Annotated in this window: 24 protein-coding genes, 1 tRNA gene and 1 pseudogene; 9 read left to right on the plus strand and 17 right to left on the minus strand. The window is 56.5% G+C overall.

All coding sequences use genetic code 11. From position 1 onward, the window contains the following. From NW805_RS11240 to NW805_RS11260, 5 genes are all read left to right on the plus strand, one after another. The coding region (locus tag NW805_RS11240) for a zinc ribbon domain-containing protein (protein ID WP_414422534.1) at window positions 1-391 on the plus strand (391 nt) is incomplete at its 5' end. An 89-nt stretch (window positions 392-480) separates the two neighbouring features. Next, entirely contained in the window at window positions 481-927 is a 447-nt protein-coding gene (locus NW805_RS11245; protein ID WP_414417388.1) for a pentapeptide repeat-containing protein, read from the plus strand. Between the two features lie 52 nt (window positions 928-979). Then, the gene (locus NW805_RS11250; protein WP_414328974.1) at window positions 980-1,255 is read left to right on the plus strand and encodes a lipopolysaccharide assembly protein LapA domain-containing protein; all 276 of its coding nucleotides are present in this window, start codon (window positions 980-982) and stop codon (window positions 1,253-1,255) included. 197 nt (window positions 1,256-1,452) lie between these two features. Continuing rightward, on the plus strand, window positions 1,453-2,712 hold the full coding sequence (locus NW805_RS11255) for a 4-hydroxy-3-methylbut-2-enyl diphosphate reductase (protein ID WP_414422535.1): 1,260 nt from the start codon (window positions 1,453-1,455) through the stop codon (window positions 2,710-2,712). Window positions 2,713-2,738: 26 nt separating this feature from the next. Beyond that, a complete protein-coding gene (locus tag NW805_RS11260; protein ID WP_414422536.1) occupies window positions 2,739-3,689 on the plus strand; it encodes an AEC family transporter in 951 nt (316 codons plus the stop codon). Here NW805_RS11260 and NW805_RS11265 read toward each other — a convergent pair. Together NW805_RS11265 and NW805_RS11270 are read right to left on the minus strand one after the other, a co-directional pair. Beyond that, window positions 3,686-3,880: a hypothetical protein gene (locus NW805_RS11265; RefSeq protein ID WP_011434196.1), complete on the minus strand. Its 195-nt coding sequence runs from the start codon at window positions 3,878-3,880 to the stop codon at window positions 3,686-3,688. The genes NW805_RS11260 and NW805_RS11265 overlap by 4 nt on opposite strands. 301 nt (window positions 3,881-4,181) lie before the next feature. Further along, window positions 4,182-5,717, minus strand: a complete 1,536-nt coding sequence (locus NW805_RS11270) for a hypothetical protein (RefSeq protein WP_414422537.1) — start codon at window positions 5,715-5,717, stop codon at window positions 4,182-4,184. 94 nt (window positions 5,718-5,811) lie between these two features. Here NW805_RS11270 and NW805_RS11275 point away from each other — a divergent pair, with 94 nt between their 5' ends. Continuing rightward, window positions 5,812-6,780, plus strand: coding sequence for a YgfZ/GcvT domain-containing protein (locus tag NW805_RS11275; protein ID WP_414422538.1), 969 nt, complete (start codon window positions 5,812-5,814; stop codon window positions 6,778-6,780). A gap of 65 nt (window positions 6,781-6,845) precedes the next feature. Here NW805_RS11275 and NW805_RS11280 read toward each other — a convergent pair whose 3' ends face one another. The 14 genes from NW805_RS11280 to NW805_RS11345 all read right to left on the minus strand — a co-directional run bounded on the left by NW805_RS11280 (window position 6,846) and on the right by NW805_RS11345 (window position 20,431). Continuing rightward, on the minus strand, window positions 6,846-7,055 hold the full coding sequence (locus tag NW805_RS11280; RefSeq protein ID WP_240530472.1) for an HNH endonuclease: 210 nt from the start codon (window positions 7,053-7,055) through the stop codon (window positions 6,846-6,848). A 47-nt stretch (window positions 7,056-7,102) separates the two neighbouring features. After that, window positions 7,103-7,519 carry a KGK domain-containing protein gene (locus tag NW805_RS11285; RefSeq protein ID WP_414422539.1) on the minus strand — a complete coding sequence of 139 codons (417 nt, stop codon included), beginning with the start codon at window positions 7,517-7,519 and terminating at the stop codon, window positions 7,103-7,105. Window positions 7,520-7,842: 323 nt separating this feature from the next. Then, a complete protein-coding gene (locus NW805_RS11290; protein WP_414422540.1) occupies window positions 7,843-8,253 on the minus strand; it encodes a KGK domain-containing protein in 411 nt (136 codons plus the stop codon). Between the two features lie 47 nt (window positions 8,254-8,300). After that, window positions 8,301-10,835, minus strand: coding sequence for a dynamin-like GTPase family protein (locus NW805_RS11295; protein WP_011434199.1), 2,535 nt, complete (start codon window positions 10,833-10,835; stop codon window positions 8,301-8,303). A gap of 204 nt (window positions 10,836-11,039) precedes the next feature. Continuing rightward, a tRNA-Phe gene (locus tag NW805_RS11300) sits at window positions 11,040-11,112 on the minus strand. A gap of 59 nt (window positions 11,113-11,171) precedes the next feature. Next, window positions 11,172-11,825 (minus strand): Crp/Fnr family transcriptional regulator, encoded by a 654-nt coding sequence (locus tag NW805_RS11305; RefSeq protein ID WP_414357107.1) that lies wholly within the window; start codon window positions 11,823-11,825, stop codon window positions 11,172-11,174. Window positions 11,826-12,142: 317 nt separating this feature from the next. Continuing rightward, complete coding sequence (locus NW805_RS11310) at window positions 12,143-13,738, minus strand: AAA family ATPase (protein WP_414422549.1); 1,596 nt, start codon at window positions 13,736-13,738, stop codon at window positions 12,143-12,145. Between the two features lie 75 nt (window positions 13,739-13,813). Continuing rightward, a complete protein-coding gene (locus tag NW805_RS11315) occupies window positions 13,814-14,383 on the minus strand; it encodes a hypothetical protein (RefSeq protein ID WP_414332236.1) in 570 nt (189 codons plus the stop codon). A gap of 33 nt (window positions 14,384-14,416) precedes the next feature. Next, window positions 14,417-15,418 carry a zinc-dependent alcohol dehydrogenase family protein gene (locus tag NW805_RS11320; protein ID WP_414422541.1) on the minus strand — a complete coding sequence of 334 codons (1,002 nt, stop codon included), beginning with the start codon at window positions 15,416-15,418 and terminating at the stop codon, window positions 14,417-14,419. A 429-nt stretch (window positions 15,419-15,847) separates the two neighbouring features. After that, window positions 15,848-16,762: a hypothetical protein gene (locus NW805_RS11325; protein WP_414422542.1), complete on the minus strand. Its 915-nt coding sequence runs from the start codon at window positions 16,760-16,762 to the stop codon at window positions 15,848-15,850. Between the two features lie 331 nt (window positions 16,763-17,093). Beyond that, window positions 17,094-18,494 carry an AtzE family amidohydrolase gene (locus tag NW805_RS11330; RefSeq protein WP_414422543.1) on the minus strand — a complete coding sequence of 467 codons (1,401 nt, stop codon included), beginning with the start codon at window positions 18,492-18,494 and terminating at the stop codon, window positions 17,094-17,096. Continuing rightward, window positions 18,491-18,679: a DUF4089 domain-containing protein gene (locus tag NW805_RS11335; RefSeq protein ID WP_414422544.1), complete on the minus strand. Its 189-nt coding sequence runs from the start codon at window positions 18,677-18,679 to the stop codon at window positions 18,491-18,493. The genes NW805_RS11330 and NW805_RS11335 overlap by 4 nt, the downstream gene beginning before the upstream one ends. Before the next feature lie 93 nt (window positions 18,680-18,772). Next, entirely contained in the window at window positions 18,773-19,405 is a 633-nt protein-coding gene (locus tag NW805_RS11340; RefSeq protein WP_414422545.1) for a hemerythrin domain-containing protein, read from the minus strand. Between the two features lie 159 nt (window positions 19,406-19,564). Next, complete coding sequence (locus tag NW805_RS11345) at window positions 19,565-20,431, minus strand: tRNA (5-methylaminomethyl-2-thiouridine)(34)-methyltransferase MnmD (RefSeq protein ID WP_414422546.1); 867 nt, start codon at window positions 20,429-20,431, stop codon at window positions 19,565-19,567. 124 nt (window positions 20,432-20,555) lie between these two features. Between NW805_RS11345 and accD the strand changes: the two genes are divergently transcribed. From accD to NW805_RS11360, 3 genes are all read left to right on the plus strand, one after another. Then, a complete protein-coding gene (accD, locus tag NW805_RS11350) occupies window positions 20,556-21,500 on the plus strand; it encodes an acetyl-CoA carboxylase, carboxyltransferase subunit beta (protein WP_414422547.1) in 945 nt (314 codons plus the stop codon). A gap of 239 nt (window positions 21,501-21,739) precedes the next feature. Continuing rightward, a complete protein-coding gene (locus NW805_RS11355) occupies window positions 21,740-22,135 on the plus strand; it encodes an STAS domain-containing protein (RefSeq protein ID WP_414422548.1) in 396 nt (131 codons plus the stop codon). A 101-nt stretch (window positions 22,136-22,236) separates the two neighbouring features. Then, window positions 22,237-22,941 (plus strand): class I SAM-dependent methyltransferase, encoded by a 705-nt coding sequence (locus NW805_RS11360; RefSeq protein WP_414415895.1) that lies wholly within the window; start codon window positions 22,237-22,239, stop codon window positions 22,939-22,941. Window positions 22,942-22,959: 18 nt separating this feature from the next. On the opposite strand, the pseudogene NW805_RS11365 reads toward NW805_RS11360, so the two are convergent. Beyond that, a pseudogene (locus NW805_RS11365) lies at window positions 22,960-23,391 on the minus strand (RNA-guided endonuclease TnpB family protein); the annotation flags it as partial. Window positions 23,392-23,465: the final 74 nt, after the last annotated feature.

Below are 23,465 nucleotides of genomic sequence, written 5' to 3' on the forward strand. Positions count from 1 at the left end.
TCCGTCCCGCTATCGCGAACGGCGACAGCTAGAGTACAAGGCCCGGCTCTACGGCTGTCAGGTGGTGGTGGCGGATAAGTTTTATCCGTCCAGCCAACTGTGTTCACGGTGTGGCCACAAACAGAAGATGCCACTCAGCGAGCGGGTATTTCGCTGCCCGTGTTGTGGTCTGGGGATAGACCGCGACCGCAATGCAGCGCTGAACCTGGTGCGGTGGTATTTTGAGTGCTACTTAAAGCGCTCAACTACCCCAAGCTCTGGGGAAAGAGACGCCCGTGGAGATTCCTCTGGCGGGGTGGTAAGCCTGAAGCTTACTACCAGTCACGAGTCGTGGAAGCAGGAAGAAAGCAGAGACGCGACAGGCACTGAACACTCTGGAAGTGTTTGTTAGCGTTTCGTAGGTCTTTCGGAGCGGTCATCAGTACCCCGTTGAGCAGCCAGAAATTGTTAAGCTTAACGCACGGATGGCAGTATCCGGCCATGCCCCGAGTGACAACTGCTGACGAGCTGCTGACAGAATATGCCTCTGGCGAGCGCAACTTTCAAGAATCCAACCTGGTGGGGGTGGACTTGGTGCGCTCCAACTTGCAAGGGGTGAATCTGAGAGGGGCCAACCTCTCCTTTGGCAAGCTGAGTGGCATTAACCTGCAGGAAGCCGATTTGCGCGGCGCCGATCTCAGCTCGGCCAACTTGATGGGGGCCAACCTCCGCGGGGCCAATCTTTGGGAAGCCAACTTGATCGGCGCGGATCTCAGCTTTGCCGACTTGCGGGAAGCCAACTTGCACGGTGCCTACCTTTGGGAAGCCAAGCTAACCCGTGCACAACTGCAGGGAGCCGATCTGAGCGGGGCAAAAATCGGCGGAGCAGTGCTGACCGGCGCTGACCTCAGCGGAGCCACCCTACCCGACGGGAGTGTGCGGGCTTGAGCCACCCCCCCAGCAGACAAGGCAGAATGGAACTGTTGCGACGGGATCCCTGATGTTGCTGCTGTTCAACTTGGTCTTGACACTGCTGCTGGCTTTGGGAGTGGCAGTCCTGGCCGGGCAAAACCCCACCACCCTAACCGTACATTTCTTAATGTGGCGCTCGGTGGAGCTGCCTTTGGGATTTCTCATCGCCGTGGCCGTCGGCCTGGGCCTGTTGACGGTGGGGCTGGGCTCTCTCCTCTGGCCTGGGCGCAGCTTTTCTGCCACCGCCCGCCAATTACAGGAACGGGTGCGCCAACTGGAAATGCAGGATCAACCGCCCCAATAACGCACAATTGCCAAAGGGATCCCCCTGCTTTCTGGCTTTGGCTCAACGGCTTCGCTCCCGCCGTTGACTTGCTGGACGATTTTGTCGGTGGCCCTGAGGAAAGCGTGCCGAAATAGCTCGCCGACTGGGACTGGGCGTAAGCTGAGAAAGGATCCCTTCGCCGTCTGCTTGAGCAGTGCGTATCTCCAACCGTAACCATGGCTTATTTCCAACCTACTTCCCCGGATCCCTCTCCCCAAGACCCACGGGCCCTGCGCAAAGCCCTGCGCGGATCCAGTACCTACTTCGCCAAGGGGTTTGAAGAACACAAGGATCAGGCTCAACTGGAGCTGCAAACCACCTACAAAAGCCCCCTTGTGGAGCAAATCCGCGCCCAGGCTTACCGCTATCAGCGGGGTGACATCACCATTCACCTGGCCAAAGCCTTTGGCTTTTGCTGGGGTGTGGAACGGGCGGTGGAATATGCTTATGAAGCGCGGCGACGCTTTCCGGATCGGCAACTGTGGATCACCAACGAGATCATCCACAACCCTCTGGTAAACCAGCACCTGAAGGAGATGGGGATCCGCTTTGTGGAGAAAGGCCCAGACGGCAAGAAGGACTTCTCTCAGATCCGGCCCCAAGATGTGGTGATTTGGCCTGCTTTTGGGGCAAGTGCATCGGAAATGGCGTTTTTCCGGTCGCAGGGCAATGAGATTGTCGATACCACCTGCCCCTGGGTTTCCCGCGTGTGGAACCAAGTGGACAAGCACCGCGCGGCCCAATTCACCTCTGTGATCCACGGCAAGTACAACCACGAGGAAACCGTAGCCACCAGCTCCTTTGCCGAAAAATATCTGGTGGTGCTGAACCTGGAAGAAGCAGAATGGGTCGCTCGCTACATTTTGCAAGGCGGAGATGCGGCAGAATTTCGGCGGCGCTTTGGCAAGGCCACTTCCCCCGGTTTTGATCCGGATCGCGATCTGGAGCGGATCGGCATCGCCAACCAAACCACCATGCTAGAGGGGGAGACCCGCGCCATTGCTAAGCTCTTTGAGACCACCATGCTGCGCAAATATGGCCCCCAGGAGTTGGACAATCACTTCATGAGCTTCAACACCATCTGCAATGCCACCCAAGAGCGGCAGGACGCCATGTTCGAGCTGCTGGAGCAACCTTTGGATGTGGTGGTGGTGATCGGGGGGTTTAATTCCTCGAATACCACCCACCTGCAGGAAATTGCCCTGGCCAAGGGCTTGCCTTCCTTCCACATCGATGGCCCCGACTGCATCCAACCCAACAACCGCATCCGTCACAAGCCTCTTCACCAAGACCCGACGGTTACCGAAGGGTGGCTACCCGATGGGCCGGTGCAAATCGGCATTACCTCCGGTGCCTCTACCCCAGACCGCGTTGTTGAAGAGGTGATTCAACGCATCTTCGCCCTGCGTGAAGAACCTCGGCGGATCCCTGCCTAGGGATCCCTTCCCTCTTCCCTTTGAGCGTGCTCAACACCCTTTTTCAGGTTTATCCTCCCTTGCTGGGCTGGACGCTGCTGGGTTTTTTTCTCCAGAAGGGGCTGCCCGGCGACTGGAAGCGTTGGCTGGATCCTCATGCTTTGGGGCGGTTCATGTTCTGGGTGGGAGTGCCCCTCAGCATTGTTGGGTTTATGCAGGGAGTGGATCTGTCGGGCCAAATCTGGGTCGCCCCTCTGATCTGCTGGCTGTCGGTGGGGCTGGGGTTTGCCTTGACCAGCGCCTGGCTGTGGTGGCAGCACCGTGGTGTGGGGGATGTCCCCAACTGTTGGAGCAGCGCACAGCAGGGCAGCTTTCACCTGACCGCCACTCTGGGGAACACTGGGTATTTGGGCTACCCCATCTGCTTGGCTGTGGCCGGAAGGGCTTACTTTGGCTGGGCCCTGTTCTACGATCTGCTGGGCACTCTCTTCATGGCCTACGGGTTTGGCGTGTGGGTGGCCAGCCGCCACGGCAGTTCCCATGCCCAACCTTGGCAGGTGGGCCTCCACATTCTGCGCACCCCTGCTCTTTGGTCTTTTGCTATGGGCCTACTGCTGACCCGCGAACCCCTGCCGGGTTGGCTCTCTCAAGGGTTGGCGGCTTTTGCCTGGAGCATGATCCCGCTCAGCTTGATGATCCTGGGGATGCGATTGGCCCAGGTGAAGCGCTGGGGATCCTTTCTTGCCGCCGGAGTGGCCCTCTTGATCAAAATTGTGATTGTGCCGCTCTTGGTGGGAATCGGCCTTGCCTTCACCCCCTACCCGCCTCTGGCCAAGCTGGTGCTGGTCCTGCAGAGCGGTATGCCCCCCGCCATCGCCACCCTGGTGCTCACGGAAGAATACGACTTGGATCGGGAAATTACCGTAACTGCCTTGGCCGTGGGGTACTTGGCCGCCTTGCTGACCTTGCCCCTCTGGCTGGGACTCTGGGGATCCTAATAGGCCAGGTGAGACAAGGTTTGCTCGAGGTAGCTATGCACCAGTTGATCCAGCTCTGCTTCCTGAGTGGGCAACTCCCGGCCCTGGAGCCATCCCCGAAAACCCGAGCTTTCCACAATGGCCTGCCGCAATGGCTTCCAAACTGCTTGCGTGCGCAGTGCTGTATCGGAGCTGAGAGCAGGACTGATCATGAGAAGAAGGTGAGTAGGAGTGATTCACCCTCAGAATAGCTTGGATCCCAGTTGACTTTGGCTCTCTAGGATACAAATCTCCCCTCTATGCTGAGCAAGCCTTCTCTCAGTCGCTCAAGCCAAAAAATCCTCAATATAGTCATTCCAAACTAGATTGAGACACTCCCCAGGCGTTCCGCGCTGCTTCCGCGGCCACCCCCAGACCTTCTCCCAGAGGGAGAGAGGAGCTGGACAGAAATGTTTCATTCCTGTTTAAAATGACCATACATCCCATCAACTCGAGCAAGAGGCCCAGGGATCCCTAAACGAACAATTGGCTGCGCTGCTCGACCCGTAAAGTTGGCCCCAAGGCATTGAGAAGAGAGACGCCGTAGCTGCGGACGATAATGCGGCTATCCAAAATAGCCACCCATCGAGTGGGGGAGCTGGGGTCTTCTCCCGAATCAGAGCCTTGCCGCAGAGGCGCGACGGCCCGTTGCAACTGGGCAGCAGCCACCGGCAAAAGGTACTGACGAAACCAGTCCTGCTGGGTGCGTTGCAGATATTGCACCCGTCCGGCCACCCTTGGGTCTTCCACAGAAGGGAAGGGCAAAGTGGTGATCACCATCAGTTCCGGGCGAGGCAAGCCGGCCTTGTGGTGTAGCCAGTAGGGCCAGTCGCAGACCAAAATGCCCTTTTCGCCCGGAAAAGGGCTGTTTACCCGCACCCGAGAGCCGAATTCGGCAGCCAAAGCCGCCCCCACCTGTGCCTGCAGAGGTTGATCCGACACCAACACCACCACGAAGCCCTGCGCCTGAGGGATCAAGTTTTTCAGCTCTTGCAGCAGGTGATCCTGAAATAGAGGGCTGTTGGGCAGGGGGAGGCGCGGCAAGTAGAGGGACAGCTCCGCCCCGCCAGAACGTGGCCAACCCTCGCCTGAGGCAAACCGCAGCGGCGTCAGATCCGGCAAGCCCAACCGTCGCCGATAGGTTTCCGCCTGGCGATCCAGATCCAGCGCTTCCCCGATAATCACCACCGGCTGTGTGGCCCAAATGGGGGCCAACCAATCCTGCAGAGCCGCCGGGCTGTGGTGAAGGGTGAGGCGACCGGTTTCTCGGTCGGTTTCGGCCCACCAAATCCATTGGGAAACGGGATCCCCCTCAGAGCTGAGCCGCCGGCGGATTTGATCCCAGGGATCCGGCAGCCAGCCGGGGTAGCCTGTCACCAAAGACAGCACAGCATCCAGGTGAACCTGTTCATCCGCATGAAGCAGACAGCGGGAAAGAGGCCGCCGCAAAAGCTGAAGGGACAAATTGACCTGAACCTGGGAGAGCTGCTCCGCCTCGGCAGGGAAGATTTGCCGGAGCTGTTGCCAATGGCTGGCTTCCAGGGTCACCGTTAGCGCCTGGTAGGCCCAATCTTCCAGGTCTTCGGCTCCATCCAGGATCAAAGGGATCCCTGTCGGCACTTGCGAGGATCCCTTTCTCAAGCGAGCTTGCAGCCAATCCAGGGGATCCACCAACAACAACCCCTGGAAATCGGGATCCGGCCAACGGTCTTTTTGCAGGACGGGCTTATGCAACTGCAGGGTGTGCTGTAGCCAGGGGATCTCTTCCCCCAAAATTTGCGCCTGCACAGGAGCTGTGGCACAGAGCAAGGTGGGGTTGGGCCACATCAGGGCCGGCAGCAGATAACTGAGGCGGTGCTGACCCCCAGCAGGCACCTGGATCAAGGTGCTGCGACCCAACCGCAACCCTCGCGCCACCATGCGAGCCATCGTCAACTGGTGGGGCCACAGGGCTTCGGGAGACTGCCGCAAAAGCTGCCGCAACTGTTGGTGGACTTCAACCTCAATCACAGTTCAGTACGCCGGGGGTCTGCCACAGACGGTAGGGTGAACTAGCCTATTCTAGGGTAGAGAAGAAAACCAAAGCCCATCTCTGGGGTGAGCGATGTCTCTTCTAGCTGCTGTTTCCACGGGATCCCTGCTTCTGGATCGCTCCGGGTGGGGCCGTTTGCGCATGAAGGGATCCCCAGGCTTGGACTATCTGCACAGCCAGAGCACCCAAAATCTGAAGGCCCTCAAGCCAGGGCAAGGGGCCGACACGGTTTTCGTAACTCCCACCGCCGGCATCCTGGATCTGGCAACGGTGTACGTGGGAGAAGAAGACTGCTGGATCTGGACTTCACCTCAGCGGCGCAGCCTGCTGATGCAGAGTTTGGGGCGCATGCTGCCTTTGGTGCGGGGAGCACAGTTGCAAGATGAGACAGATCAGACCTTTGGCTTTGGATTGCTCGGCTCCCAGAGTCAGGCTCTCCTGGAGAAGGTGGTGGGCTCAGAAAGGATCCCGACCCAACTCCATGAGCACCGCGCCGTGGAGATCCAGGGGATCCCTGTCCATCTGGCTTGTGGCACGGGTCTTGCCCAGCCGGGGTATACCCTCTGGGGCACCATTGACCAGAAAGTCGCTCTTGAAGAATGCTTGCTCCAAGCCGGAGCCAAGCTGGCCCCACCTGAGCTGTGGGAAGTCCTCCGCCTAGAAGCGGGTCGCCCCGCCGCCGACCGAGAGCTGACCTCAGACTACAACCCTCTGGAAGCCGGCCTGTGGCAGGCTATTTCCCTTGGCAAAGGTTGCTACGTTGGCCAGGAAGTCTTGGCCAAGCAGGTAACCTACCGGCGCATTCGGCAAACTTTGTGGGGGATCCGCCTTCAAGGAGAAGCTCATCCTGGCACAGAGATTTTGCGGCAGGGGGAAAAGATTGGGCTGCTGACCAGTGCAGGCCTAACTTCGCAAGAGTACCTGGGATTGGGATACGTGCGCACCAAGTTTGAGCCCGCCGAAGGTCTACAAGTAGAAGTCGGCTCGGTGCCGGGAGTCCTGACTCGAATGCCGTTTTTGAGCTTTCCGCCTATTGTCTGAGGTTGTTTTTGCAGACCTCTCTCCTCTCTTTTCTAGAGGGAGAAGCGTAGGCGAAACACCGCAACTCACCAGTCAAAGTGGCGGCGAAAGCGGGGATCCCGTCGATCCTTTTTGCGTCGGTTGCAGGTTTTGCACAACGTTTGCAGATTGCTGATGTCGTTGCTGCCCCCTTGGGCAATGGGGATGATGTGATCGATCTGAAGCTGAACCTCTGGGGGCGACTTTCCGCAACCGCGACAACGGAAGCCGTCTCTTTGGAAAACATACTCCCGCACGGCTGCTGGAATTAGAATCCTTTCGCCGGATTTTCTTTCTTTCATCGTTATTCATCCATACTGCGAAGATCGTCCAGTGGAGACTTTTCATCTAGAGGTTCTAATATCTCTTGGTCGGGTTCTTTTATCAGAAATTCAGGATTGTCAGGATAAAAGTCAATCGTAACTTCTACTCTTACTTTTACTCTACCGGTCTGCCAACCGTTAGTTTTAGGAGAAAGAATCGAGCATGGAACTCCTTTATGGAAAAAATGAACCTGATCTTCATAGGGAATACCTGTTTGTATCTCAGACGAACTCAAGTGACTGTCTAGTCCTCTTCCCATTTGGTCAAACTTCAGGAAATAAGAATTGATAGAATCGCAAAGCTTGGAAATCATGTAGACTTTCTGCTTATTGTTCTTGTTGATAAAAGTGATAACTCCGTCTCCCAGTTGGCTAAGATTAATGGATGTTTTTGTCATCTTATCGACCTCAAGACATAGAGACAACAATCCACGGTGAGCCAGGACGTAAGAGTTTAGCAGGAATTCCTTTCACGTTAGTTATTCCGTTCAAGTTGCTCCATAGAATCGAGACTCCCTTTTCGCTAAGTTTGCTGGATAAGTAGGATCTGATACTCTCATAAACAATCTCTGAGTACACCTGAGCAAACTCTTGCGAGTAGATTAGGCGTCCTCCTATATCAATGACAGTATTTTGGAAAATATCTAGCTCAACAAAGCACTCCTGAGATTGATCATTACTTGACACTTGCCCAACCCCCTCTATGTCTCTCTGGCTTAGGCTAGCTCTCACTTTCGCGAAGGTCATCCAGAGGGGATCCACTGCCGCCCTCTGAGACTGTATCCTCTGGCTCAAACTCTACAATGATCCGCAATCTGACTCTGCCTTTTTCCCAATCTTTCTTGCCCGGCACCAAGAGTTGACAAGCAAGTCCCTGCCCAAACCACTTCGCTTCTTGCAACAATTTTTCTTCTGGCTTGGGAGCAAGAAGGCTACTGGCAATGTTGAGCAAGTCTTCCGGCGGCAGGATCCCTGAGGATCTCAAGGCAGCAGTGAACAAGCGATGCAGCTCTTCTTTCTTGGTCAAGTCCTCTTGGGCCGCTTTGACCAAGTTGGCAACCTTGAAAGCTTTCTCCCCTACGGAGAGGATCCCTTCTGGGTGCTGCTGTAGAGGTATCGATTTGGATCCCATGACTTTATCTCGACCAAGTGAAAGGCCAAAAACAAAGACAAGCCGCTCTATCTCAGATCATCGAGGATGCTATCCAACTCTGGAAAACTCTCGTCTATGGGTGTAGAACGACCAAGAGCGACTGCTTCGCTTGCATTGCTGTCACCTACTTGCTGTTCAGGAAGACTTGCCAAAATTTGAACTGACTCACCAACAGAGGAAGGTTCAGGACGAGTAATCAAGGGCAGCATCTCGCGATTGAGGCCCAAAGCTTGCAAGCAGAGGTTGATCCCAGAAACAGCTTGGTTGTACTTGTCTATGCTTGCCTCCAGTTCTTTTAGCCGCTGTTGGTTAAGCGCAATTTTCTCTTCAGCCTCTTTTCTGAGAGTTGCTTCCATGAACTGCTTTGCTTCTGGGTACTTTTGCAAAATCTCATCGGCTACTTGCTTGGCAACCGGCAATAGTTGAGTTTTTAGAGTGTTGTTGGTCTCTTGTCGGAAGCTAGAACGCACTGTCTGGTTAATTTTCGGCTCGAAGTCAAGCTTGAGTAATTGTCGGATTCCAGGCTCTGCGTCGCGAATAGCAGAGATGTCATAAGATTGGCTGGTTTGCTTTAGGACTTCTCGAAACTGGTAGATCGAGAATGTTCCTTCGTCGTAGAAGCGGGGACTTTCTCTGAGGTAGCGGTCGCACTCTTTTCGGGCACCATTGACAAGAGAACTCAAAGTTACCTCCTTAACCAAAAGAAGCTTTTTCTCCAAGTCCCCATCGGATCCCAGTAGGCGAAACAACTGCCTGTAGTAGCTCGAGCTGCGAACTTCATCAACAAGGCGACGAAAGAAGTTCTCTACAAGCGTGCTGGCTGATTCTACCAGGATGTCCTCTAGATGGTTGGACAAATAATAAAAGGCTTCGACCAATACAGCTAAGAATGGAGCTGTGGAGTTGCGAGGACGGATGCGAACAGCTTGACTGTAAACATTGTCCAGCGAAAAAGTATCCAAAAGCTCATCTAGCCTTCGTACCATCCTAGCCTGCAATTTACGGAAATCGTTCTCAAATTCTTTGTTTTCTCCGTTAATAACTTTATTGACTACTGTCTGGATATGCTCGTCAAACTCTCGGCCAATACTGGCTAGCTGCTGATTGATCAGCGTCAGCTCATAGGAAATCATGCTGTCAATCTCTTTGGGCTGGCTATCAATGTCTCGGTAGAGATCTAGATAGGACTTCCTCATCTCGATGCAGAGAGGTTGCAAATCATCGGCCAGCGCGGAAAATAGCTGTGGCCGCTTTTCTTCCGTTAAATAACGAGTGATCCCAGCCCGAAAGTCTTCAATACCGCTATCTTTAATCATATACTCAATCAAAGGTTTTCCCCACTCCCTCAGAATCCGAACGTAGTTATTTATGGGTGTGTCGTACCCATGTACAGAAGGGCGGAACGGGGATCCAACCAACCTACCTGACGTGCAGTACTTATTAAACTCGCTGACAAACTGGGGCGTTTCTTCCTCACCACCCAATTCTTTGATGCTTTCTGAAAAGATTGTATCCAGTCCAAATCGATCCTCGGGGGTAGTTGCCTTGATCTGGGAACCATAGAAGCCGAGAAGGCCGCTTGTCTTAAATACGCGGAGTTGACGAAACTGCTGGTCGATAATGTTTTCTAGTCTATGCTTTAGTTGTGCGTTGTACCAAGTCTCATCAATCCGGTTAAACACATAGAAGACGCGATCCCTGATGCTGTCATTACCTTGAATGTGTTCAATAAGTTCTGTCTCTTCCTTGGTTAGTTCGCCTGTTGCAGCACATTTGAGAACGCAAACAACTGCAGACGTATCCGGATCGGCAATTTTTCGATAGGTGCGCTCTGCATCTGCTTTGACTGGAGCATCGATCCCAGGAGTATCGACAATAACGTTTCCATCTTCCAGTAAGGGGTGATGGCAGTAGTATTCGACTTTTCGGAGAACTGCGCTATTGGCACCGCGCCGGGCAAAACCCGCAGCTTCTCTTAGGTTGCCGAAGTTGAGCTGCTCCATTGAGAAAACTTTGTTCTCGGTAGGGTGAATTTTGTCCCGGTTCTGCTGGAAACCTGTAATCAACAAGCGAAGTGCATCCGCCTGCTTCGCCCGCTCTGACTTGCTTTTGCCTCCCTCCTGCTGAATAATAGCCTCAGCACGCTCCTTCAGGGGATTCAGTGCAGTGTCTTCCAGCCTGCTGAGTGACGGAGCCAAGTTTAGGAAAGCGCAGAAGGCGGTCATCTGTTCTTGCACTTCCTGCTCGCTAAGAAAAGTGAGCACTACCCTCTCCGCATTTGGCTCTGCGTAGGCGATGTAGCACTCTGTCCCTGTGGCGTGCCCTTCGGCGCTGTAGAGAAGCTCTCTTTCTAAGAGGGCATTGATTAGCATAGACTTGCCAGCACTGAAAGCACCGGCAAAGACAATCTCGAAGGTTGGAGAAATAGCTTTGCTGAGGGAAGCTTGAATCCGAGTGGTATCTTGCTTGCCTGAAAAAGTGGAATCCTGATGCCAGAGTTGCAGGATAGCTTCAACCTGCTCTTTCAAGTTCTCACACTGAGGCAGGAGCTTTACAGACATAAGAGAGCAATCTCCACAGAGGCTGCCGGGATTATAACTTGCCTATGCTTGAGGTGAGGATTCCTACAACAATTTTCTTCAGTCCCGGAGCTGTGTGGCTATATGTGCATACACGTGAAGAGAGAAGAGCAGAACTCCCCAGACCGACATAGCAAAAAGGCTTAGGTCGTTGACCCAAGCCCGCCTCAGCATACTCATACCAGATGCCAGGAACCAGACTTGAACTGGTGACACGAGGATTTTCAGTCCTCTGCTCTACCAACTGAGCTATCCCGGCTCTGGGCTTACTATCTTACGATGCCGAGAGGGCTTTCGACAACTGGTGGCACCCCCAATTTAGCCAATCAGTTTCTCCAAAGCCTCCATCTGGGGGATGCAGAGAACATCTCGAGTGCGATCCCGGCGGATCAGCTCCTCTTGCTCCAGCTTAGACAGAACGCGAGTGACCGTTTCCCGAGCCAGGCCACTGAGGCTGCTCAGCTCCCGATGGGGCAAGTTGGGGATCTCTACACCACTCCGGCTAACCCGGCCACGAGATTCGGCCAAGAACAGCAGGATATCGGCAACACGGGCCGTACTGCTGGCCTCGCGCAACTGCAGACGACGGTTGATCTGCCGTAAGCGGCGCGACATGAGCTGAGCAAGGCGGATGCCGGCCTGAGGATCAGAAGCCAAAAAAGCCAGGAAGTGTTGGGCCGACAGACAACCGACTTTGGTGGCGGTTAGAGCTACAACGTCGGTAGAGCGAGGTGCTTCATCCAAAGCAGCCATTTCCCCGAAGATTTCCCCTGGACCAAGAATGGTGAGGGTGATCTCCCGGCCTTCGAGATCATGGGTGCGAATCTTGACCCACCCTTCCAGGATGAAATAAACGGCGTTACCCCAGTCATTTTGTAACAAGATGGCCTGATTGACTGGGTGGGAGCGCAACGACATTTGCCCGGCCAGCGGCTCTAGCCTCTCAGGAGGAAAGCCCTCGAACAGGAGCATCAGGCGAAGGTCATCTGGAGTTACATCGCTCACTGTTGGATCCTCCTGCACGGGGTTGGTTCTGGTTGAGTGGGATGGGAAAAGGGTGGGCCTGCACAGACACGTCAACATGCCCCTCAGCCTACCGTCTCTCTCAGGTCTATGGCCCGCCGAGGCGAACTGCGTACCAATAGGACAGAGCTTTAGACCCAATTTTTACCGCTACTTTGGAAAGGGATCCCTGCCCAAAAAAGCTGCTGCCATTCTCTAACCCAGAAACGGCAAAATCCATCTTGCTGATGTTAATTCTCTCGACTTTGTGCAGTTTGAGTCGAGATCTAGACCTGCTGAAGTTGAGATTGCCAATCTTGGCTGGTATCCAAAACCTTTAAAAAAGGCCGTTCCGAATCGGAAAAATCCTGCCAGTGGGCCTGCTGTTGGGAGAGCATCTCGGCGGTGGCATCGGCAATGTCGGCAGAGGGCTGCTGATCCCCATCGCTGGAACCAGCTGGGGCCAAGAGGGGTTGAGGAGCTGGGCTGCGGCGTTGCAGGCGCTCCCGCAAAACAGGTTCAGGGGCGTAGCAGTGGAGGATGCGCAGTGGGATCCCTTGGCGTTGGGCCTGCTCAATGGCCATCCCCCGCAGGGCTTGCCGGTCAAACTTGGCGTCCAGAATCACGGTGTAGCCTTCCTGGGCCAGCTCTACTCCCAACTGCACCAAGCGGCGGTAGGTTTTATCGGTCATCTCCGGGGTGTAAACCTCCGGCCCCCCCCGTTGCCGCAGAGGGATCCCGGCCAAATGCTTGCGCACCGCATCGGAGCGAATGTGAATGGCTCCCCGCTGACGGGCCAAGTGGCGGGCTACCGTGCTTTTGCCGGATCCCGACAATCCTGACATCAGGAACAATTGCCCCTGCTTGGGGAGGGTGTATTCCCAGGCAAGACGGTAATAGCGGGCGGCGGTGCTAAAGGCTGTGGCCTTGGCTTCCTCTGCTGCAGTGGGATCCTCCAGCAAAAAAGAGGTGACCTTGGCCCGCACGTAGGCCTGCCGATTGAGGTAAATAGGCAAGATCTTCAACCCTTCCCAATCTCCGGTTTCTTCCAGGTAGGTGTTCAAATAGGCGTTTCCCAGATCGGGGCGATGGCGGGCATCCAAATCCATCACCCCATAGGATATGTCGTACATGACATCCACAAAGCGGAAGGCTTCATTAAACTCGATGCAATCAAAAAGCAGGATCTTCCCTTCCCAAAAACAGATGTTGCCCAGGTGTAAATCTCCGTGGCATTCACGAATGCGGTTTTGTTCTATTCTTTGTTGAAACAGCTCCTGCCGCTCAGCAAAAAAGCGATCGGTGTAGGCTTGGGTTTCTCGATATTGCTGAGCTGTTTGTGGGCCGCCGACGTAGCGCTGGGTTTGGGCGTAATTCTCGTCAAAGGCTTCTCGCACCCGTTCTGGCCGGCCAAAGCTGCGGATGTAGTCGTTGGTCTCGGTTTGGGCATGAAACGTCGCCACCACCCGCCCCAGCTCCTCCATCAAGGAGGGCGTTAGCTCTCCCCGCTCAAACAGGTTGCTGAACAGTTGCTCTTGGGGAAATTGCCGCATTTGCAGAGCGTATTCTATGGGCTCGCCGCTGCTGTTGAACTGAAATCGGCCATCGGTCTGGACAATGGGCAACACTTGCAGATAAAGGCCGGGAGCACCGCGCTGGTTCATGCGCAGCTCTTCTTGGCAAAAGTGGCGCCGCCTCTCCAGGGTGGTGAAGTTCAAAAAGCCAAAGTCCAAAGGCTTTTTCACTTTATAGGCATAGTCGCCTGTCAGCAGAATATAGGAAATGTGGGTTTGAATAAGCCGAATGGGATCCTGTACCGGATGAGGGTAGAAGGCGGGATCCAGCATCGCTTGGATCAAGGGGGGCAGGTGGGTATCGACCATGAAAAACGATAGAGATGGAAAAAGGGCTTGGACGGGGATCCCTATCTTCCGCCGACAGAGCAGATTGTCCTCCACCTATTCCTTAAAGGGCAAGGCGGCTTCTTGGGGGGAAAGACGGATGAGGCTGATCCCCTGCTGAATTAGCGTATCTTGAGCAGCACCGGAAAGAGCGTAGGGCCAGACCAGATATTTGGTGTTGATGTAGTCTTGTCCGCGCTTGGCCAGGTTTACCTGTTCCGAGAGCATGCGCACGTCTGGCCCGCGGCTGATAGTGGCTTCGGCCCGGCGAATGCGCTGCATCAGTTGGCTGAACAGCTCTTGGGGCTGCTGCACAAACACCACAATGGCCAAGTCACAGGGGTTGTAATAGTTGCCGATGCCGCAGAGGAGCAGGGCTTCACTGGAGAGAACAAGGGTTTCTTGGTCTCCCAAGGCCACCACCGGATACAGAAAGGTGCGCACATCCTCCAGTTGCCAGTGGTTAAAAGAGTGGCTATCTACCTCCCCCCGCACCCAAGAGGAGATGGCAGGAAAAACTGCTTCGCTCAACAGTCGATAGGCCGTCTGGGGTCGCCCTAGCCAGCAGAGGGCATTTTCGTAGAAGCTCTCGTTCTCCAGCAGGTGGGGGGTGAGAGGAGCAACCATGGGCAGATCCTCAACGGGCTTTCTCCAGCATGCCTACTCGGGGATGGTTAAGGCAATTTTGCCCAGAACGGATCCCTGCTCCAGCAACCGGTGGGCGGCAGCCGCTTCGGCCAGAGGAAAGGTGTGGCTGAGCTGGATCCGCAGTTGGCCTTGGTCGATGAGGCGGGCACATTGCCTGAGGATTTCCGCCTGATTTTGTTGGGCGTTGGTCAGGCTTTTCAGCATCGGGGTGAGCATCAGCTCAAATCCCACCCGCAAGTTGCGGTCGCGAGCCACCCGCCAGTCGATCTCTGGGGCCGGGGCCAGCAGGGTGACGATATCTCCGTACACGCGCACTGCGGGGAAGGTCTGCTCCAATAGCTTGCCGCCCAAGGTATCTAGGGCAAGATCCACCCCCTCTCCCCCTGTCCAGTCCAAAACGGCGCGCACAAAGTCTGTCTGCCGGTAGAAGATGGGCAAGCCGGCGCCTAGGGAATGGACAAACTCTGCCTTTTCCGGGGTGCTCACGGTGGTGGCCACTTTGGATCCCCGTAGACGGGCCAGTTGAATGGCCACATGGCCAACTCCACCCGCTCCCCCGTGGATGAGCACACTTTGGCCGGCCTGGAGACGCCCCCGGTCGTAAAGCGCTTCCCAGGCGGTGATCAGCACCAGCGGGGCAGCAGCAGCCTCTGCAAAGCTCAGAGTTCTGGGCTTGGGAGCCACAAAACGCTCGTCCACCACGATCAGCTCGGCGTAATTCCCCGCCTGCCTGCCCAGACCCCCGTGGCAGAAGTACACCTCGTCTCCCACTGTAAAGTGCCTAACTCCGGATCCCACGGCTTCCACAACGCCGGCACCGTCACACCCCAAAATGGCGGGCATCTCCTCTGGATAGAAGGTGCCCCGTTGCCGCAGTTTGGTGTCGATGGGGTTGACGCCGGCTGCCCTCAGACGGATGCGCAGCTCCCGCTCGCCGCAAATTTGGGGCTCAGGTACTTCTCGGAGCTGCAGAACCTCTGGTCCGCCGGGCACACTCATGACTACGGCTTTCATGCGCTCAAGTTGTCAGCTTCAGTTGGGTTGGCCCGCTCAAAGGATGCAGGGTAGAGTTTGTTCTGGTGATGAGAAGATGGGCATCTCCCCATTGGGGTGTTGCTTTGCAACCCTGCGGAGTCTTGCAGCTGCTCTCTAGCCTATTTTAGCTAAACCGCCGAGAAGCCCCGCGCTGTATGCGCAGGGTCAACATACCCACGCAAAACCGAAGCCGTCACCCCACTCCATGAAGCAATAAAAAGGCTAGTGACTAGTGACTAGTCACTACGCACTACTCTACAGGGCGGTGGGGCATCCCGTCCTTTTCGCGTCAGCGGGACGTAGTCCTTAAGCTCAGGAAATGTCTGAAGCGATAGCAGGGGTCACTGAGAAGCCCGCGCTGTGTGCGTAGCAACCCTGCGGGAAGCTAGCTACAGCGTCGGGAGTATGTCACGCAGCCTGCGACTTCATGGGCTCCGAGTAGGCCAAAATGAACTGAATGAACTGGTCGATCTCCAGCAGAATGTGTTCCGCCTCGGCCAGAGAGGTCGGTACGGTTGCCAGCACCTGGGCATCTACTTCTGCAGCCTGCCCCGCTTCTCGCAAGAGGTTCATCGAGTTATGGCTGAGCAGGAGCTCCAGCTCGTTCAGGGTTACCATGGCCAGCTGCTCCTCGGCTTGATGGAGCTTATTTTGCAAAGTCTGAACTTGTTCGGTTTGCACCTTCAGCCTAGCTTCCGCCTGCTCAGCGCGAGATACAGCCAGTTGTGCAGCTTGCTGGGCCTCATCCCGCTGAGCTTTCAGGAAGGCCATCTCTTGCTCCAATTGTGCCAATCGCTCTTGCAGGCTGTAAATGTGCTGATCCCGGTCTCCCAAAGCTCGCTCCAGCTCGCGATTTCGAGCCTCCATCTGCTGACGAGCTTCGTTCGCTTGGGCCAGCTGTTCCGCCAAGTTTGCCATTTCCTCTTCCATGTTGGTGAGCCGACTCAAGCGTTCCAAAACCTGAGCATTTTCGGCTTCCAGTTTCTCAATCAGCGCTTGAGCGCTCAACAGTTCTGCTTTGGTGGAGTCCAGCTCGCCACAGACTTGATCGTAGTTGGCGATTAGCTCGCCAAGCCGGGCTTCTTTGGCTTGCAGTTCTTCTCGCAAGGAGTTCATCCAGCGGTCGCTCTGCTCAATCCGCTGTTGCAAGAGCGGCAGTTGAACCAGAGCTTGTTGGGCAGCACTGAAATAGCCAAGGAGTCGTTTGAAGTGGCGCTGTAGGTGGCTGTGGGACTGATCCAATTTGTCGAAGGCTTCGTTGAGAGAGAGATAGGCCTCGCACAGTTTCATGTAGCGCCGAGCCACAGAATCAGGATGATCCATAGGGTTATAGAGTCCAGGTGGGGGTGCCGTGTCTATTTTATGCTGTTCATTCTATTGGCCAAGCCTGGAGAAGGAGGCATTTGATACAACAACTGGGGGCTTAATTTTACTTTAATATCCGGTGCCCCAGTCTCTCTTGCGAGCCAAGGCCAAAGAGTCTGCCCAAATCCAGCTTCAGACATTGCCCACGGGCCATACGGAGACTAGAGCTTCTCCCCCAAGGCAATCATTCTCTTGACCGCAAAATGTTTATCTACACATTTAGTGTCTACAAGAGGATGCCCGCGAGTCCTAACGCTAGATACGCTGCAAAAGCAGGGCTCTTCATGGCTCAGACCGGCTGGGCATTGGGGATCCCTAGCTTCTCCAAATAGGCGGCTGCCCGCAGCAGTTTGGCTTCTTGGTAGGGGGCGGCCACCAGTTGTACGCCAAAGGGCAGGGATCCGCTCTCGCGCAACGGCACTGAAAGCACCGGCAGGCCGATAAACGAGAGGGGCTGAGTGTAGAGGCCGAGGTTGGGCCGAGTGAGAACCTCTACCCCATCGATCACCACCTTCTCTTGGCCGAGCAAGGGGGCAAAGCAGGGGGTGGTGGGGGCGATGAACAGATCGATCTCCTGAAAAATGGCCTGCACCTGCTGGCGATACCAGCGGCGAAAGCGCTGCGCCTGCAAGATCCAACTGGCAGGCAACAGGGCTCCGGCCAAAAAGCGATCCCGGGTGGCCGGGTCAAAGTCGTGGGGGCGAGTTCGCAGGTTGGGCAAGTGCAGGTTGGCTCCCTCAGCAGCCGTGATCAGGAAGGCGGCGGCACGGGCGCGCTGGGCTTCCGGGATCCGCACAGTCTGGCCGACCCCCAAGGCTTGGGCCACTTTTTCTACTCCGGCCAAGATGGGGAGCTCTGCCCCTCGGGCAAAGTAATCATCCGCCACCGCGATGCGCAAGCCCTCGATCCCCTGCCCCAACTGCCCAAAGGTGGGATCTACAGGACGCCGGGTACAGACGGGATCTTGGGGATCCGGCCCTTGCATGACATCGAAGCTGAGGGCAATATCGGCCACCGAACGGGCCAAGGGGCCCACGTGGTCAAAGCTGGCGGCAAACAGAGCCGCTCCTGCCCGCGATAGACGGCCATAGGTGGGCTTGAGGCCGTAGACGCCACACAAAGAGGCCGGTACCCGAATCGAGCCGTTGGTGTCGCTGCCCAGGGCGAGAGGCACCAAACCTCCTGCTACTGCAGCTGCCGAGCCGCCCGAGGATCCCCCCGCACTGCGGCTGAGATCGTGGGGGTTGTGGGTGGGGCCGTAGTGGCTGTTTTCGGTGACGAAGCCGTAGGCGTACTCGTCCATGTTGAGGGTGCCCACCAAGATTGCCCCTGCCTGCTTGAGACGAGCCACCACCGTTGCATCTTGGATGGCCGGGGGATTCTCGCGGTTGATCGCCGAGCCAGCCAGGGTGGTGAGGCCGGCCACGTCAAATAAGTTCTTGACGGCAAAAGGCACCCCTGCCAACGGGCCTACAGGGATCCCTTGAGCCACCTGTCGATCCACCTGCTCCGCCGCTTGTAAGGCCGATTCCTCCAAGACAGCTGTAAAGGCATTGAGCTGGGGATCCCGCCGGCGAATCCGCTCCAGACAGGCGGCCACCACCGCTTGGGCGCTCACGGATCCCTGGCGGACAGCCCTGGCAATAGAGACCGCGTCAGCGCTGCCGAGAAGGTGGGGATCCCCGGTCATGGCTGGGGGTCAAAGGTGGGATCTGGCTCAACCGTCGGCGGCAGTGGGAACTCCAGCACCTGTTGAGCAATGGGCAGAAAGCGGGCAAAATTTTCGATCACCCCTGCTCGGTGGTCGGGATGCAGGGGCAGTTGCAGCAGTTGGGCCATCTGGTCGACGTAGGTTTCCGGATCCCAGGGTTGCATGGTTCTAGGGTCAGCAGGCCGGTTGCGGCAAAGATACCACAAGCTCGCCTGCAAACACCACCAGGCAGCCTCCAACAACAAGACCGTCGTTGGCTAGGGAGCGGACATTTGCACAGTGTTGCCCTGCAGCGACCAGAGACGCTCGTTGGGCAAGACAGGGCGGGTTATCGCCTGCCGTTCCAGCTCATTCAAAGCAACGCGACGGCTATGTGCAGAGCGATTGGAAGCAGCGCTGGCTTGCAGGCGTTTGCGGAACAGACGCAACTGCTGCTGCTCTGCTTCGGGAGAAACATGCTGGGCAAAGAGGGGATGCAAGATTTTCTCCTCCTGATCAAACTGAGCCCGCAATTGCCGATAGAAGTGAAGGGCAGCAGAAGGATCCACCTGCTGGGGAGTGCGCTCTGATTGGTGCAAAAAGCGCGTCAGCTCCGGGATCTGATCCCGCAGATGTTGCTCCAGCCGCTCAATTTGGTCGCTAAGGTGGGGATCCGCCTGGAGAGCCGACCTGAGCAGGGGGTAGAGAACATGGCGCTCCAGTTGAATGTGGCGGGAGAGGCGCTGTCGCAACCTTTGTACACAGAGGCGTCGCTGCTCCAGATCCAGATCCGGCGCTCGAGACAGGCGAGTCAAAAACTGCAGGATGACGCGGTGCTGCTCAGCACAGAGGGCGATCAGCGTACCGGCAGAGGTTGCTCGCGTCAGCGGGAGGGACTCCTCAGAAGACATGGCAGTTGACAGCAGAGAAGTTTCATCTCAGCTTAACTTTGTCAAGAAATGATGGCCTGCGTAGGGGTACGGAAATGGCCCAGATGTTTTGTATACACCCGGACGGCAATCCCGAGAACGGCTGCCCTGATTTGAACTCCGGCCAGGTATTGCCGCTCCCTAGGCTTGCACGGGCCAACGGCGTTTCCAAGCGGAGGTGGGCTCCAAAGAGGAGGCCTGCTGTTCCTGCTGGCGTTGCAGCCGGATTTGGGATCGCTCCCCTTGCAAGGTGGGATCCCGGTAGGGCACGGCAGCGCGAGTTTTCAGGTGCTCCCACTCCATGGGGGAAAGAGGCGGCAGGTGGTCAGGTTGGGGCGAGGCCACTGTCCCCGGCCAAGGACGACCTACCGGGGGGGTAGAGCCGATGAAAAGCCCTGCTTCCAACAGAGCCGCTCGCACCGCCGCTGCACAGGAATAGGTGGCCAAAATGCCGGTTGGTCGCATCCGTTCGGCCACGGCCCGCAGGAAATCCACCGTCCACAGCTCTGGGCAAACCGAAGGGGAGAAGGGATCCAAAAACACCGCATCTGCCCACCCCAGCGGCACCTGCAACACCGTTTGCCGGGCATCGCCCCACAGCAGCGTTCCGCGCCAGCGCTGCGATTGCCAGGATCCCTGCTCGATGAGGCGTTGCCACTCCTGCCCAAAGCTCCAGGTGGATCCCACCCCTGCCTGCCAAGCTTGCCGGGGTACTTCCGGGGATCGCTCCAGGCCGATTACCTCCACAAGACAATCGGGCCGGATTTGCCAAATGGTTTCTAGGGCAAGGCCGGAGTTGTAGCCCAAGCCAAAGCAAATATCCAAAAGGCGAATGGGCTGGGCGGGATCCCGCTCCAACGGCAGCCGATCCAGCCGGCAAGGGCGGACAAACTTCTCCAGAGCCTCCTGAGCGGCACCACTGACGTTGTGAAAAGCCTGTCCAAACTCTTCCGAGAAAAAGGTCAGGGATCCATCCCCTGTGGTCAGCACCTGCCACCGAGTCTCCATTGCCTGCTGTTGTCTCTATTTTCAGTTGGGCGATTCTTTGATAGCTTGAGAACGTTGAGATGTGTTTCGCAGCTCACCGGCAGGGCTCTCAACATCCCTGGCCAGAAAAGGTGTTTCAACGGCTATGTCTTTACTGGATTGGTTTGCGGAACGGCGCAGACAAACCTCTCTAAACCTGACAGGTAGCAGCCCCTTCGACAAAGAGCGTCAGGTGAGAGAAATTGCCGATGGCCTCTGGCAAAAGTGTCCTGCCTGTGACACCCTGACCTACACCAAGGATCTGCAGCAAAACTGGCAAGTTTGCCCCAGCTGTGGGCATCACCACCGCATTACAGCCCCAGAGCGTCTGGAACAGCTTTTGGATCCCGGATCCTGGCAGCCCCTGGACGAACACCTGGCTCCCACGGATCCCCTGCACTTTTTCGACCAAAAGCCCTACTCCGAGCGCCTGGCCACCTACCAGGAGCGCACCCAGCTCAAGGATGCCGTCCTGACAGGGTTGGGAAGCCTGGAAGGGATCCCGCTGGCGATTGGGGTGATGGACTTTCGCTTTATGGGCGGCAGCATGGGCTCGGTGGTAGGCGAGAAGATCGCCCGCCTCACGGAACGGGCCACCTGCGATCACCTGCCTTTGATCCTGTTTTCGGCTTCGGGGGGAGCCCGCATGCAGGAAGGGATCCTCAGCCTCATGCAGATGGCCAAAACCTCAGCCGCCCTACAAAGGCACCGCGACGCCGGACAATTGTTCATCTCTGTGCTCACCCATCCCACCTATGGCGGGGTAACTGCCAGCTTTGCCATGCTGGGAGATTTGATCCTGGCCGAGCCGGGCGCGCAGGTGGGGTTTGCCGGGCCCAACGTAATCGAGCAAACCATCGGCAAGGGCAAGCTGCCAGAAGGCTTCCAAACCGCCGAGTACCTGCTGGCCCAAGGGCTCATCGACGCGATTGTGCCCCGTACTGAGCTGCGCAAGCGGCTGGCCCAGTTGCTCTCTATGCACCGTCCCCGTTTGCACATGTCCCTTCCCTCCATAGACTCGGAGGCTTTAACCCTGCAACCTATGCTGTAGGTAGATCCGCCTAAGATGCGGAATTTGTGGCCGAGGCCGGATCCCTTCCCTGCGGGGGATGGAGTTCCTGCTAAGCTCTGGGGCGGCTCTTACTTCATGGGTTTACACGGCTTCCCTCTGGCTTGTTGGGAGAGGAGCTGGGGGCGAGAGGGCAGATGTTTTTGGAGGGAGCCGCGCTGTCCCTGGGGATCTTCACAAGATTTCCTGGTGGGCGGTAGCGGATGGTGTTAAGGTGGGGCATGAGGTCTTCACTGGAAACGATGGATTTCAAGCTGCGCATCCGTACTGCTGAAACTCCGCAAGGGCAAAAACTGGCAATTGTGCCCCTGGAAGGTCGTTTTGACGCCAAGGCCGCCTCAGAAGTTCGGCAGTTGCTCCAGCAAGTTATAGATTTCGGTTACACCAATATGTTGATCGACATGTCATCGGTCACTTTTATGGACAGCTCTGGGCTGGGGGTGTTGATCTCGGCTTTGCGCAAGTGCCGTGCTGCCGGGGGCAACATTAGCCTTTGTTGCGTGCCGGAAAGTGTGGCCCTCGTCCTCAACCTCACCTCCATGGAAAAGGTACTAACCTGCTTTAGCGACCTGGAGACCGGCATTGCCAACTTTTCCAGCGCTCCCACTGCTCGTTAGGCCGACATTAGGCCTTACTTTTGGGGATCCCCCGATGCTCTTTTCAGCCCATCAGCGAATTCTGGTGATCCCTCTAGCAATTTTCTCAACAATCTTCAGCCATGCCCCAGACCGGCCTCGATACCTTTCAGCTTCTCTACCAGCACCACCGTGGCCCCAGCTTCTGCGAGCGCATGGTGGCGACGGCTCCTGGGCGCTTTAACGAGGCGTTTTGGCAGTTCTGGCAGATGCACATCGAGCCCTGTCTGCCTCCTGCACCGCGCTTGTTGGATCTGGGAACCGGGCCGGGGTTTGCTCTGGGTCAGTGGGCGCAACGCTATCCCGGAGGACACTTCATCGGGGTGGATGTGATGCCCTACATGTTGGAGCGAGCGGCGGCAGATTTGAAGGGGATCCCTGGAATCCAGCTGCTGCAGGCCGACCTGCACGACCCCCACTTGCCGCTTGCGGCCAACAGCATCGATGCAGCTCAGGCAGTGGTGGTGTTGCACGAGATGGTGCAGCCCTTGCGCTTGTTGCAGGAGGTGTTGCGTCTACTCAAGCCGGGGGGGCGATTTTTGCTGGTGGATTGGGTGCGCGCCCCGCTCAGCCTCTACTTCGATGCCGATACAGAGGCCCAACTCTTCCAGTCGGACACGCCTTTGGAAACGCTGCTGGATCAGTTTACCCACTTCTACGAGCACAATCGCTTCAGCGCCGAAGACCTGGTGTGGTTGCTGGAGAAGGTGGGTTTCGCAGTGGTGGCTCAGCAGCTCTACAACCAAAATCGCTTTGTGCGACTTGCAGCCGAAAAGCCTATCTCGTAAACTACCCGGCTCCGACCGCTAAGCGGTACGGAGCGGGCTTTCAGTAGCCCTGAGCCTGCTCTGCTCTACCAGAGAACAAAACAAGCCCGGACCTCTAGGCTGGTTTACGACAGCCCCCAAAAGCGCAATCACATTCGCACCATTCAAGTCCGCATCTCCTTCCCATCCACAGTGCCCACACTTGAACGACTTGCCACTGCGGTAGGACTTGCCCTGCTCAGGGTGGATGTGTAAGCACCGCTGACAGGTCTGCGACGTGTAAGCAGGCGGCACAAGAATCAGAGAAACCCCTGCAGCCCTCGCCTTGTATTCCAGAAACTGACGTAGTTGGTAGAACGCCCAACTGTTGGCCCTGCGCCGCTCGGCTTTGCTGCGGGGTTGTTGATTGACTCTTTTCCGGATCCCTGTCAGGTCTTCCAGAGCGATAGCGCTGTTGGTAGCTTTTGCCCTAGGTCGTGTTGATCTTATGTTAGGATAGAGAGAGTAATTTATAGAGGAAAGAGGATGAAGTTGGTTTTTTTAGA

Source organism: Synechococcus sp. W60.1, from assembly GCF_047461575.1.
GTDB lineage: Bacteria > Cyanobacteriota > Cyanobacteriia > Thermostichales > Thermostichaceae > Thermostichus.